Below are 11,790 nucleotides of genomic sequence, written 5' to 3'. Positions count from 1 at the left end.
CTGCGTTGCAATCATGAGCAAAAAAGTGCACACTCGTGCTTAAATTTTTCACACACCTATAAGACATGACTCAGCCCAACTCCCTTATCGAACAATACGGTCCGCGCGAAGCGATGGAATACGACGTCGTCATCGTCGGCGGCGGCCCTGCCGGCCTGGCGGCAAGTATCCGGCTGAAGCAGCTGGCGGCGGAACAGGGCCGCGACGTGTCCGTCTGCGTGCTCGAGAAGGGCGGCGAGCTGGGCGCGCACATCCTGTCGGGCGCGGTGATGGATCCGCGCGCGCTGGACGAACTCTTCCCGAACTGGAAGGAACAGGGCGCACCGCTGAACACCCCGGTCACCGAGGATCGCGTGCTGTTCCTGACCGAGACCAAGTCGTATGCGACCCCGTCCTTCATGGTGCCGAAAGCCCTGACCAACCACGGCAACTACGTGATCTCGCTCGGCAACGTGGTGCGCTGGCTGGGCCAGCAGGCGGAAAGCCTGGGCGTCGAGATCTTCCCCGGCTTCCCGGCCGCCGAGATCCTGTACAATGACGACGGCTCGGTCAAGGGCGTCGCCACCGGCAACATGGGCGTGAACCGCGAAGGCGAACCGACCGACGCGTTCCAGCTGGGGATGGAACTGCACGCCAAGTACACGCTGTTCGCGGAAGGTTCGCGCGGCCACCTCGGCAAGCAGCTGATCGCCAGGTACGACCTGGGCAAGGGCAAGGATCCGCAGACCTACGGCATCGGCATCAAGGAGCTGTGGGAGATCGACCCGGCCAAGCACCAGCCCGGCCTGGTGATCCACACCGCCGGCTGGCCGCTGCCGTCGGATACGTATGGCGGTTCGTTCCTGTACCACCTGGAGAACAACCAGGTCGCGGTCGGCTTCGTGGTCGGCCTGGCCTACCAGAACCCCTACCTGTCGCCGTACGAGGAATTCCAGCGTTATAAAACCCATCCGGCGATCCGCCACTTCTTCGAAGGCGGCAAGCGCATCTCCTACGGCGCGCGCGCGATCACCGCGGGCGGCCTGCAGTCGCTGCCGAAGACCGTGTTCCCGGGCGGCGCCCTGGTCGGCGACGATGCCGGCTTCCTGAACGTCAGCCGCATCAAGGGCAGCCACGCCGCCATCAAGACCGGCATGCTGGCCGCGGACGCCGCCTTTGCCGCGCTGGGCGAAGGCCGCCAGCACGATGAGCTGAACAGCTATCCGGTGTCCTTCGAACAGTCCTGGCTGCACGAGGAACTGCACGTGGCGCGCAACTTCAAGCCGTGGATGAGCAAGGGCCTGTACCTGGGCACGCTGATGACCGGCATCGACCAGATCCTGTTCAAGGGCAAGGCGCCGTGGACCTTGCACCACCAGCATGCCGACCATGAATGCCTGCGCCCGGCCTCGGATTTCAAGCCCATCGTCTATCCGAAGCCGGACGGCAAGCTGACCTTCGACCGCCTGTCCTCGGTGTTCATCTCGAACACCAACCACGCGGAAGACCAGCCGGTGCACCTGACCCTGAAGAACCCGAACGTGCCGGTCGAGATCAACCTGGCCAAGTACGCCGGTCCGGAACAGCGCTACTGCCCGGCCGGGGTGTACGAGTTCGTGAAGACCGACGAAGGCAAGGACCGCCTGCAGATCAACGCGCAGAACTGCGTGCACTGCAAGACCTGCGACATCAAGGATCCGACCCAGAACATCGTCTGGGTCACGCCGGAAGGCGGCGGCGGGCCGAACTACCCGAACATGTAATGCGATGGAGTCGTGGGCACGCGGTGCCCACGCCTGACGTCCGCGCTCAGCGGACCGCAACCCGCAAGGCCAGCGCCTCCAGTTCGGCCGCCGTCATCGGGTGCCCGAACATATACCCCTGCGCGTAATCGCAGCCGGCATCGACCAGCAGGGCGTCGCCGGCCGCATGGCCGAGGCGGTCGTTGACTTCCTTGAAGTGGTCGAGGTCGATGTACAGCAGCGCCGCCGGCACGTGCATGTCCTTGTCCATCTCACCCCGCGATGAGGCTGATGTTTAATGTTGATGGGCACGATTCAGGCGCCGCTCGGCCCGGCGCTGCAGCCCCTCGAAGAACAGGCTCAAACCCCAATAGATGATGGCCGCTGCGACGTAGAGCGGCAATGGACGGAACGTGACGGAGATCAGCTCTTTGGTAACGAGCATCAGCTCGGTCATCGTGATCACGGACACCAGCGAGGTGTCCTTGATCAGGCTGATCAGGGTATTGCTCATCGACGGCACCGCGACCCGCAGCGCCTGCGGCAGGACCACGTAGCGCAGGGTCTGGCCCCAGCCGAGCCCCAGGCTGAAGGCGGCGCGCCACTGGCCCTGGGCGACGGAGAGAATCGCGCCGCGCAGGCTTTCCGACAGATAGGCGCCGGCGTTCAGCGACAGGGTCAGCACCCCGGCCGCGAGCGGCGTGAATTCGATGCCGATGCTCGGCAGGCCGTAATAGACGACGAACAGCTGCACCAGCAGCGGCGTGCCGCGGAACATGCTGACGTAGAGCGCCGCCGGCCAGCGCAGCGGCGCCCAGGGCGCGACCCGCATCAGCGCGGCCGGCAGGCCCAGCACCAGGCCGCCGACCATGGCGGACAGGGCCAGCATCAGGGTATAGCCGGCGCCGCGCAGCATGAGCGGCGCGGACTCGCGCAGCAAGTCCAGCAGGTCCTGGAATTCCATGCCCCCGCTCAGTCCCGGTTCACTGCGGCGCGCGGGTGGCGTCGACGCCGAACCACTTCATCGAGGCGGCTTTCAGGCTGCCGTCGGCGCGCACTGCCTCGAGCGCCTTGTCGACCGCGGCGCGGAATTTCGGATTGCCCTTCTGGAAGGCGATGCCGGTGCGCTCGACCGCGCCCACGCGCGCCCCCGCGCGGATCGGCAGCTGCGAGGACTTCAGCAGGTAGGCCACCATCAGGCTGTCGTTGAGGGCGGCGTCGACCCGCCCGAACGCCAGGTCCTGCAGGTTTTCCGGCGCCGCCGGATAGCTCTTCACCTCGATCCCGGGCACGGCCTTGGCCTGCTGCTCGAACACGCTGCCCTGCCCGACCCCGACCTTCTTGCCTTTCAGGTCTTCCAGCTTGTTGTACTCGATGCGCTCGTTGCGGCGCACGATCAGCTGCGGGGTCGAATAGGTATAGGCGGTGGAGAAATCGAAGGCCTGCTCGCGCCTGGGCGTGATGTTCACCTGGCTGATGATGACGTCGTACTTGCCGGCGCCCAGGCCGGACAGGATGGCGGTCCATTCGGTGGTCACGAATTCGGGCTTCAGGCCCAGTTTCGCCGTCACCAGCCTGGCGACGTCGACGTCGTAGCCGGTCAGCTGGCCGGTCTTCGGGTCCTTGAAGTTGAATGGCGGGTAGGTCCCCTCGAGGGCGATGCGCAAGGTGCCGCGCGCCTTGGCCGTATCGAGCAGGTCGGCGGCGTGGGCGGGCAGCGCGAGCGTGGCGCAGAGCGCGGCGGCGCCAGCCAATAACGTCCTGCGGAAATTATTCGGGGAACCCTTTTGCATCGCCTCGCACTCCAATCAAGCAGTAGAGCCTGATTTATATCCGAAATGCGATGATGCGAAAAGGGAATTATTCGCCTATCAATATAGCCTGCGGCTATGCTTGAAATGGTGGCCGGTGACGATCAGGGTGCTCTCGACCAGGGTCGACAGGCCCAGCAGCAGCTGCACCAGCTTGTCGTCCGGCAGGACCCAGACCTGCCCGGCCGGCTGTTCGGCCCCGGTGGCGGCCATGATCAGGGGCGCGATCCAGCCGGCATCCGGCTCGACGTCGAGCAGGACGGCGTCGCCGGTGGTCTGCAGATAGACGTCGCCGCCCGGCGCCAGGCTGAAGCGCACGCCGACACCGGTTTCCTGCGGCCCGATCATTTCCTGCATGGTGCGGTTGTGCGCATCGATCCAGAGCTCGACGTCCTGCGGGGTTTCCAGCGGGGTCCAGGGCACCGGACGGAAACGGGGGCGCTCGGCGCTGTCCTTGGTCGAATCTTGGCTCATGGGGGGCTCGGTAGTGTGATGGTTGGGATGCGGACGGCGCGTATGCTACGGCATGGACGACCGGCCGTGCAAGCTGCCGCGTGGCGCTAGGCCGCGAGGGTGACTAGCCTGGCCTCGACCCGTCCGTCTTCGACCAGCAGTTCGCCGGCCGCGATCGGCAGGCTGAAGCGGCGGCGCCCGGCGCTGCCCGGGTTCACGTACAGCACGCCGCCGCGCTCCGCGCAGGCCGGCTTGTGCGAATGGCCGGACACCACCACCCGCACGCCCGCCGCGCCCGGGTCGATGTCGAGTTCCTTCAGATCGTGGATGACGTAGATGGCGGCCCCGCCAAGCTCCAGGCGCGCGCTGCCGGGAATCGGGCTTGCCCAGGCCGCGGTATCGTTATTCCCGCGCACCACGGTCAGCGGCGCGATGGCGGCCAGGCGTTCGAGGATCTCCGGGCCGCCGATGTCGCCGCCATGCACGATGTGGTCGCTGCCGGCCAGGAAATCCAGCGCTTCCGGACGCAGCAGGCCGTGCGTATCCGAGATGAGTCCGATCCGCACGGCCCGCCGCGTGTCGTTCGCCGGGCTCAAGCGGACTGCCGGTGACGGCCCAGCTTCATCGCGGTCCAGATCGAATACAGGGCGGCGATGCCGACCACCACATAGACCAGGCGGGTGGCCGGGCTGCCGGCGCCGAACAGGCTGGCGACGACGTCGACGTCGAACAGGCCGACCATGGCCCAGTTCAGGCCGCCGATGATCAGCAGGGCCATGGCGATATAGTCGATCGCCGACATCGCCGGGTGCCCTTCGCGCACGGAAGCCCGCCGCTCGGGCAGGTGCCGCCGTTCCATGGTGGGTGCGTTCATGGTTGCCATCATGTCCTCCTTCGGAAAGGTTGATCCGAAATCCACGATAGCAAAAATGCGCGGGGGCGTGCGCCGTCTATCCGGGCGGGAATCAGCGCCTGCAGGGGCCGGCGCTCAGCCTTTCCAGGTACGGTTCAAGCCGGTATCCGCGTGGATCCAGCCGCCTTTCGGCCCGGAGCGGTAATAGAAGCCGACCCCGCCCTGGCGGAAACTGCGCACCAGTCCGCCCAGCACTTCCTCGGTGAGACCGGCGATGCGGATGTCGGCCGCCTTGCCGGACATGTGCAGGGACTGGCGCGCGGCCGGCACGCCCTGTTCGATCAGGCGGTTGTTGGATGCCGGAGTGCGGTAGCCGGACAGGATTTCCAGCGGCTTGTCGAGGCCGTAGCGCTCGACGAAGGCCTGGGCGGCCCACAGGGTCTCCAGCAGCTTGGGGTCGATCGCCATGCTGGCCTTGCCGTTCACGTCGCGCAGCATGTGGCACAGTTCCTGGTAGGCCGAGTCGATCACCTCGCCATCCTTCCAGTACAGCACCCTGGCCCGCTCGCCGCTGGCGGGGCGGATCACGGACAGGGTGCGCGGCTTGACCCAGAAGTCGAGGTCGACCACCTGGGCGTCGAACAGGTCGGGCGGCGGGGCGATGTCGATGCTGGGTGCGTCCGCCGCGGCGGACGCGTTGCGGGTGCTGCGCTCGGCCGCCTGGCCGATCAGCGGCGTCGCGACCAGGCCGAGTGCGGTGAGGCGCAAGCCGTGCTGGAGGAAATCTCTGCGGGAAGCCATAACAAACTCATCATTGGAACTTCCTTACTATATCGCAACGGACAAAAGTAAAAAAGATGAGTTCGCGAAACGGCGGAATGTGACGTTTATTTGCCCGCTTATTTGCCGCTGCAGTTGCAGAAACGCTTGCCCGCCGGCACTTCCACGGTGTTCAGCTGCTTCCAGAGGAAATCGCATTCCAGTCCGAAGCAGGCCTTGTCCTTGCCCGCATTCACATAGCCGAGCCGCTCGAAGAAGGCGCTGGCGGAAGCCGGGCTGTGCATGTGCAGCTTGGCGACATCCCAGGCCCGGGCCTGGGCTTCGACGGCGCGCATCATGGCGCTGCCGATACCATTGCGCCACTGCCCCGGCATCACGTAGCACAGGGCCAGCTTGCCGGCCCGGGTCAGCAGCGCCAGCCCGGCCAGTTGCTGTCCGTCGAGCGCGACCACGGCGTAGTTGCTGGTCGAGGAAAACCAGGTGCCGACGTTGTGCGGCGTCTTGTTGCCCAGCCAGGGCTGGAGGATCTCGGCCCGCCGCTCGTGGTCGGCCGCGCAGCCTTCTTCGATCGAGCGGCGCAGCAACTCGCACGCCGCTGGTGCGTCATCCGGTGTTGCCTGGCGAATGTCAATACCCATGTACTTCCGACGTGAAAAACGATCTGGTGGATCTGGTTCCAAAAAGCCGCGGTTCGGCAGGCCGGACTATAACCCAAAGCCGCCGATCCTGCTGCCGAGGCATGCGCCGGGGCGAAGCGTCTAAGCATATGATAAAAATGTACTTCTGTTCCGTTATTTCTTCGTGGATGATGATCCCGCTCCCACACGTTTCCAAAAGAAAGAAGGAAGAACAACAATGGTCCGTACCCACTCCCCGCTGCGCCGCCACCTGCTGGCGCTCACCCTGGCGCTGGGCAGCGCCGTTTTCCCGTTCGCCTCGCAGGCGGCCCCGGTCGAGCTGCTGAACGTCTCCTACGACGTCGCACGCGAACTGTACAAGGACGTGAATCCGGCCTTCACCGCCGAATGGAAGAAGAACACCGGCGAAGACATCACCATCAAGCAGTCGCACGGCGGCTCGAGCAAGCAGGCGCGCGCCGTCGCCGACGGTCTCGAAGCCTCGGTGGTGACGATGAACCAGGCCAACGACATCGACATGCTGGCCGACCGCGGCCTGGTCGCCAAGGACTGGGCCAGGAAATTCCCGAACAATGCGGCGCCCTACTACTCGACCATGGTGTTCCTGGTGCGCAAGGGCAACCCGAAAGGCATCCATGACTGGGCCGACCTGGCCAAGCCGGGCGTCAAGGTCGTGATCCCGAACCCGAAGACCGCCGGCAACGGCCGCTACACCTACCTGGCCGCCTGGGGCTCGGTCATCAAAAAGGGCGGCAATGAAGCCCAGGCGCGCGAACTGGTCGGCAAGATCTTCAAGAACGTGCCGGTGCTGGACGCCGGCGGCCGCGCCGCCACCACCACCTTCACCCAGCGCCAGATCGGCGATGCCCTGGTCACCTTCGAGAACGAGGTGAACCTGGTGCGCGCCGAGTTCGGCGACAATTTCGAGGTGGTCTATCCTTCGATTTCCGTGCTGGCCGAATCGCCGGTGGCGGTGGTCGACAAGGTGGTCGACCGCAAGGGCGTGCGCAAGCAGGCCACCGCCTACCTGAACTTCCTGTACTCGGAAACCGGCCAGCAGATCGGCGCCAAGCATTACATGCGCGTGCGTAATGACAAAGTCATGAAACAGTTCGCCGCGAATTACAAGCCGATCCAGCTGTTCACGGTGGACGATGTATTCGGCGGTTGGCGCGCCGCGCAGAAACGCCATTTCGACGATGGCGGTGAATTCGACAAGATCTATCAATCCAAGTAATGAATAATGCTGTATATGCATACAGGATTAATAAGCGGAATATAAAGCCGAGTCGTATTTAAGAGATTTCTTTAAGATAATTCGCTAAATTTCCGTTCACAAAGAAGGCCTCGCGACAACGCGCGGCCTTTTTTCTTGTAGAATCTTGCTGTTGGTTTCGATTTCTTGGGAAACCATTAAAAAAGTTCCCATGTAGCTCGACGCTACTGGTCTGACTGAACGATTTGATGCTCCGCCGCCGTCCGGCGCCCGACCATTAACCGTACCTAATCACACACATGATCAAAAAATTCCTCGCTGCCGTGCTGATGACGATTTCCAGCGCGGCTGCCCTCGCCGTGCCTTTCGGATCGCAATCGGTGCTGGTCGTCGAAGATGACACCGGCAAGGTCCTGTTCGAAAAGAACTCGGCCGCCGTCGTGCCCATCGCATCGCTGACCAAACTGATGACCGCCATGGTCGTGCTCGATGCCCACCAGGACATGAACGAGCCGATCGAGATCGAAAAGCAGGACGTCGACATGCTCAAGCACAGCACCTCGCGCGTGCCGGTCGGTGCGACCATCCCGCGCCGCGACGTGCTGCAGCTGGCCCTGATGTCGTCGGATAACCGCGCCGCGGCTGCGCTGGGCCGCACCTATCCGGGCGGCATGGAAGCCTTCCGCGCGGCCGTCAAGCGCAAGATCGCCGCACTGGGCATGACCCAGACCGTGATCGAGGAGCCGACCGGCCTGAGCCCGCATAACCAGTCGTCCGCGACCGACCTGGTCAAGATGGCGACCGCCGCCGCGAACTATCCGGAAATCACCCGCATCACCACCTCGTCGAAGGACCTGATCAACATCAAGGGCCGCGAGGTCGAGTACCACAACACCAACCGCCTGGTCGGCGCCAAGGGCTGGGACATCGGCCTGTCGAAGACCGGCTACACCCAGGAAGCGGGCCGCTGCCTGATCATGCGCATCAAGGCCGCCGGCAAGAACGCGACCCTGGTGCTGCTGAACGCCGGCGCCTCGTCGGTGCGCATCCTGGATGCCCTGAACATCCGCCGCCACGTGCTGGGCGACGACGCCCCGGTGGCGACCGCCAGGGCGCCGCGCGTGCGCGCCGCGGTCGGCGGTCCGCGCATCAAGGCTTCCGTCGGCGGCAGCCGCGTGAAGGCGTCGGCCAGCCGCGGCCGCTACAAGCACGCGCCGGTGTCGCGCCATCGCCGTCACCACTGATCCGGCCGCGCACACAACCAGGTAATTGAATGGAAAAGGCCGCAACGGGAAACCGCTGCGGCCTTTGTCATTGCTGGAGAGGCATCAGATCGCGGCGGCGATCGCCTTGCCGCATTCCGTGGTGTTCGCGGTGCCGCCCAGGTCCGGGGTCTTCGGCCCTTCCGCCAGCACCTTCTCGATCGCCTTCATGATGGCGTCGCTGGCGGCCTGGTAGGTGGCGTCGCCATTGCCGAGGAAGTCGAGCATCATCGCGCCGGACCAGATCATGCCGATCGGATTGGCGATGTTCTTGCCGAAGATGTCGGGCGCCGAACCGTGCACCGGTTCGAACAGCGAGGGGAAGTTGCGCTCCGGGTTCAGGTTGGCCGACGGCGCGATGCCGATCGTGCCGGTGCAGGCCGGGCCCAGGTCGGACAGGATGTCGCCGAACAGGTTGGACGCCACCACGACGTCGAAGCGTTCCGGCGACAGCACGAAGCGCGCGCACAGGATGTCGATATGGTACTTGTCCCATTTGACGTCGGCATACGACTTGCCCATCTCTTCGACCCGCTGGTCCCAGTACGGCATGCTGATCGAGATGCCGTTCGACTTGGTGGCCGAGGTCAGGTGCTTCTTCGGACGGCTTTGGGCCAGGTCGAAGGCGTACTTCAGGATCCGGTCGGTGCCCTTGCGCGTGAATACCGACTCCTGCAGCACGAATTCGCGGTCGGTGCCTTCGAACATCTTGCCGCCCACCGACGAGTACTCGCCTTCGGTGTTTTCGCGCACGACGTAAAAGTCGATATCGCCGGGCTTGCGGTTGGCCAGCGGACTGGGCACGCCGGGCATCAGGCGCACCGGGCGCAGGTTGACGTACTGGTCGAAGTCGCGGCGGAACTTCAGCAGCGAGCCCCACAGCGAGATATGGTCGGGCACCAGGTGCGGCATGCCGACCGCGCCGAAGTAGATGGCGTCGAAGCCTTCGAGCTGCTGGCGCCAGTCGTCCGGCATCATCTGGCCATGCTTCAGGTAGTAGTCGCAGTTGGCCCACTCGAAGGTGGTGAACTCGATGCCGAGGCCGAAGCGCTTGATGACGGCTTCGAGCGTGCGCATGCCTTCCGGCATCACCTCGTTGCCGATGCCGTCGCCGGCGATGACTGCGATTTTGTGTTTTTTCATGGCGGTAGACCTTCTGTGAAGAAATGTTGACGGTACAAGCACATCTTACCGAATACGGACCGGCATATAATCACCAGATTCGTAAATCGAAAGAACACGAAACGTGAACAATAAAACGCCGCTGCTGGAAGACCTCAGGCTGTTCAGCGCCGTCGTGCGCAAGCAGAGCTTTGCCGCGACGGCGCTCGAGCTCGGGGTGTCGAATGCCTACGTCAGCAAGCGCATCGCGGTGCTGGAACAGACCCTCGGGGTGCGCCTGCTGCACCGGACCACCCGCAAGGTGGCCCTGACCGATCATGGCACGGTCGTCCACCAGTGGGCGCAGCGTATCCAGGAAGACGTCGACCAGCTCGGGGAAGCGATTTCGCAAAAGGGCAGCGCCCCGCGCGGGCTGCTGCGCCTGTGCACCAGTTCGGGCTTCGGCCGCAACCGGGTCGCCCCGGCGATCTCGAAGCTGGCGCAGGCCTATCCGGAGCTCGAAGTGCAGCTCGAACTGCTGGACCGGCCGGTCGACCTGGTCGCCGAGGGCTTCCACCTCGACATCCGCGTCGGCCAGGTACAGGAGCCGCACCTGATCGCGCGCCGCATCGCGACCAATGAACGCGTGCTGTGCGCGGCGCCGGCCTACCTGGAACAGCACGGCACGCCGCGCCGGCTGGCCGAGCTGGCGCAGCACCGCTGCATCGCGATCCGCGAGCGCGACCAGGACGTGGGACGCTGGAAGCTGAGCGGGCCGGCCGGCGAGGAGGCGGTGCGCGTGAAGGGGCCGCTGTCGACCAATAACGGCGAGCTGGTGCACCAGTGGGCGATCGACGGCCACGGCATCATCCTGCGTTCGATCTGGGATGTCGGCCGCAGCCTGGCCGAAGGCAGCCTGGTGCGGGTGCTGCCGGAATACCACCAGCAGGCCGACGTGTGGGCCATCTACCCCGCCCGCCTGGGAAGCTCCGCGAACGTGCGGGTGTGCGTGCAGTTCCTGGAAGCGTGGCTGGCGGGCTTGTGATGCCGTTGCCGCGCCGGCTCAGCGCGACTTCAGCTGCCGCACATGCCCTTCCAGCTCGGCGAAGGTCGGACGCTCGGTGGCCGAGATCACCTTGCGTCCGAATTCGACCGCGATGGTCGGCGCGTAGCCGTTCATGCTGGCCAGCAGGGTCACTTTCACGCACTGCAGGGCCTTGACCACTTCCTGGTGGCGGCGGTGCAGCAGGCTGGCCAGCGGCGCCACGAAGCCGTAGGACAGCAGGATGCCGAGGAAGGTGCCGACCAGGGCGGCCGCGATCAGGCTGCCCAGTTCCGCCGGCGGACGCCCGATCGCGCCCATCGTGTGCACCACGCCCATCACCGCGGCGACGATGCCGAAGGCCGGCATGCCATCGGCCAGCTTGTGGATCGCCTGCACCGGGATGTCCGAGTCTTCCTGGTAGGTCTCGATCTCGTTGTCCATCAGGTTCTCGAGCTGGTAGGCGTTCATGGTGCCGGACACCAGCAGGCGCAAATAGTCGGTGATGAAGTCGAGCAGGTGCTCGTCCATCAGCACAAGGCGGTACCTGCCGAAGATCGCGCTCTCGTAGGGCGCATCGATGTCGTCCTCGAGCGACATCAGGCCTTCGCGGCGCACCTTGGTGAGCAGGTCGAACATCAGCGCCATCAGCGCCATGTACAGCTCCCGCGTGTAGCGCGAGCCGTGGAACAGCATCGGGATGCTGTGCCAGGTCAGCGAGATCGCCTTGCGGTCGTTGCCGATCACGAAAGCACCCAGCGCGCCGCCGAAAATCATCAGCAATTCATACGGCTGGAACAGCGCGGCCAGGTGCCCGTCCTGCAGCACGAAGCCGCCGAACACGGCCAGCAGGACGACGACGGCACCGACGATGATCAGCATGGGTTCACTCCTTAATTTCCATGCGGCAACT

13 protein-coding genes and 1 pseudogene are annotated in these 11,790 nt (G+C 64.9%); 4 read left to right on the top strand and 10 right to left on the bottom strand.

Going from position 1 to position 11,790, the window contains the following annotated elements:
• Positions 1–65 precede the first annotated feature (65 nt).
• On the top strand, positions 66–1,742 hold the full coding sequence (locus tag AC3A6M_RS05040) for an electron transfer flavoprotein-ubiquinone oxidoreductase (RefSeq protein WP_487851630.1): 1,677 nt from the start codon (positions 66–68) through the stop codon (positions 1,740–1,742).
• A 136-nt stretch (positions 1,743–1,878) separates the two neighbouring features.
• Here the strand turns inward: AC3A6M_RS05040 and AC3A6M_RS05035 are convergent.
• From AC3A6M_RS05035 to AC3A6M_RS05000, 8 genes and pseudogenes are all read right to left on the bottom strand, one after another.
• Positions 1,879–1,971, bottom strand: a pseudogene (locus AC3A6M_RS05035) (diguanylate cyclase); the annotation flags it as partial.
• A 45-nt stretch (positions 1,972–2,016) separates the two neighbouring features.
• Positions 2,017–2,685 carry an amino acid ABC transporter permease gene (locus tag AC3A6M_RS05030; RefSeq protein ID WP_487851629.1) on the bottom strand — a complete coding sequence of 223 codons (669 nt, stop codon included), beginning with the start codon at positions 2,683–2,685 and terminating at the stop codon, positions 2,017–2,019.
• 19 nt (positions 2,686–2,704) lie between these two features.
• A complete protein-coding gene (locus AC3A6M_RS05025; RefSeq protein ID WP_487851628.1) occupies positions 2,705–3,514 on the bottom strand; it encodes a transporter substrate-binding domain-containing protein in 810 nt (269 codons plus the stop codon).
• A gap of 78 nt (positions 3,515–3,592) precedes the next feature.
• Positions 3,593–4,006: a hypothetical protein gene (locus tag AC3A6M_RS05020; protein ID WP_487851627.1), complete on the bottom strand. Its 414-nt coding sequence runs from the start codon at positions 4,004–4,006 to the stop codon at positions 3,593–3,595.
• 86 nt (positions 4,007–4,092) lie between these two features.
• Positions 4,093–4,581 carry a metallophosphoesterase family protein gene (locus AC3A6M_RS05015; RefSeq protein WP_487851626.1) on the bottom strand — a complete coding sequence of 163 codons (489 nt, stop codon included), beginning with the start codon at positions 4,579–4,581 and terminating at the stop codon, positions 4,093–4,095.
• Complete coding sequence (locus AC3A6M_RS05010) at positions 4,578–4,859, bottom strand: DUF378 domain-containing protein (RefSeq protein ID WP_487851625.1); 282 nt, start codon at positions 4,857–4,859, stop codon at positions 4,578–4,580. The genes AC3A6M_RS05015 and AC3A6M_RS05010 overlap by 4 nt, the downstream gene beginning before the upstream one ends.
• Before the next feature lie 114 nt (positions 4,860–4,973).
• Positions 4,974–5,639 (bottom strand): YcbK family protein, encoded by a 666-nt coding sequence (locus AC3A6M_RS05005; RefSeq protein WP_487851624.1) that lies wholly within the window; start codon positions 5,637–5,639, stop codon positions 4,974–4,976.
• A 98-nt stretch (positions 5,640–5,737) separates the two neighbouring features.
• Positions 5,738–6,256 (bottom strand): GNAT family N-acetyltransferase, encoded by a 519-nt coding sequence (locus AC3A6M_RS05000; RefSeq protein WP_487851623.1) that lies wholly within the window; start codon positions 6,254–6,256, stop codon positions 5,738–5,740.
• Positions 6,257–6,473: 217 nt separating this feature from the next.
• On the opposite strand from AC3A6M_RS05000, the gene AC3A6M_RS04995 reads away from it, so the two are divergent.
• Positions 6,474–7,493 carry a sulfate ABC transporter substrate-binding protein gene (locus tag AC3A6M_RS04995; RefSeq protein WP_487851622.1) on the top strand — a complete coding sequence of 340 codons (1,020 nt, stop codon included), beginning with the start codon at positions 6,474–6,476 and terminating at the stop codon, positions 7,491–7,493.
• Positions 7,494–7,771: 278 nt separating this feature from the next.
• Complete coding sequence (locus AC3A6M_RS04990) at positions 7,772–8,716, top strand: serine hydrolase (protein ID WP_487851621.1); 945 nt, start codon at positions 7,772–7,774, stop codon at positions 8,714–8,716.
• An 84-nt stretch (positions 8,717–8,800) separates the two neighbouring features.
• Here AC3A6M_RS04990 and AC3A6M_RS04985 read toward each other — a convergent pair whose 3' ends face one another.
• Positions 8,801–9,877: a tartrate dehydrogenase gene (locus AC3A6M_RS04985; RefSeq protein WP_487851620.1), complete on the bottom strand. Its 1,077-nt coding sequence runs from the start codon at positions 9,875–9,877 to the stop codon at positions 8,801–8,803.
• 103 nt (positions 9,878–9,980) lie between these two features.
• On the opposite strand from AC3A6M_RS04985, the gene AC3A6M_RS04980 reads away from it, so the two are divergent.
• Entirely contained in the window at positions 9,981–10,880 is a 900-nt protein-coding gene (locus AC3A6M_RS04980; protein WP_487851619.1) for a LysR family transcriptional regulator, read from the top strand.
• 18 nt (positions 10,881–10,898) lie between these two features.
• Here the strand turns inward: AC3A6M_RS04980 and motA are convergent, their stop codons facing one another.
• A complete protein-coding gene (gene motA, locus AC3A6M_RS04975) occupies positions 10,899–11,759 on the bottom strand; it encodes a flagellar motor stator protein MotA (RefSeq protein WP_487851618.1) in 861 nt (286 codons plus the stop codon).
• Positions 11,760–11,790 lie beyond the last annotated feature (31 nt).

The organism is Telluria sp. Soil_C_11 (assembly GCF_057657395.1).
The sequence above is the reverse complement of the archived record's forward strand: the minus strand, read 5'-3'. Positions and strand labels throughout refer to the sequence as shown.

Coding starts and splice junctions, on each gene's coding strand:
- AC3A6M_RS05010 (WP_487851625.1), bottom strand. CDS start 4,859: ATGAACGCACCCACCATGGAACGGCGGCACCTGCCCGAGCGGCGGGCT.
- AC3A6M_RS04995 (WP_487851622.1), top strand. CDS start 6,474: ATGGTCCGTACCCACTCCCCGCTGCGCCGCCACCTGCTGGCGCTCACC.
- AC3A6M_RS05005 (WP_487851624.1), bottom strand. CDS start 5,639: ATGGCTTCCCGCAGAGATTTCCTCCAGCACGGCTTGCGCCTCACCGCA.
- AC3A6M_RS05000 (WP_487851623.1), bottom strand. CDS start 6,256: ATGGGTATTGACATTCGCCAGGCAACACCGGATGACGCACCAGCGGCG.
- motA (WP_487851618.1), bottom strand. CDS start 11,759: ATGCTGATCATCGTCGGTGCCGTCGTCGTCCTGCTGGCCGTGTTCGGC.
- AC3A6M_RS05040 (WP_487851630.1), top strand. CDS start 66: ATGACTCAGCCCAACTCCCTTATCGAACAATACGGTCCGCGCGAAGCG.
- AC3A6M_RS04985 (WP_487851620.1), bottom strand. CDS start 9,877: ATGAAAAAACACAAAATCGCAGTCATCGCCGGCGACGGCATCGGCAAC.
- AC3A6M_RS04990 (WP_487851621.1), top strand. CDS start 7,772: ATGATCAAAAAATTCCTCGCTGCCGTGCTGATGACGATTTCCAGCGCG.
- AC3A6M_RS05030 (WP_487851629.1), bottom strand. CDS start 2,685: ATGGAATTCCAGGACCTGCTGGACTTGCTGCGCGAGTCCGCGCCGCTC.
- AC3A6M_RS05020 (WP_487851627.1), bottom strand. CDS start 4,006: ATGAGCCAAGATTCGACCAAGGACAGCGCCGAGCGCCCCCGTTTCCGT.
- AC3A6M_RS05025 (WP_487851628.1), bottom strand. CDS start 3,514: ATGCAAAAGGGTTCCCCGAATAATTTCCGCAGGACGTTATTGGCTGGC.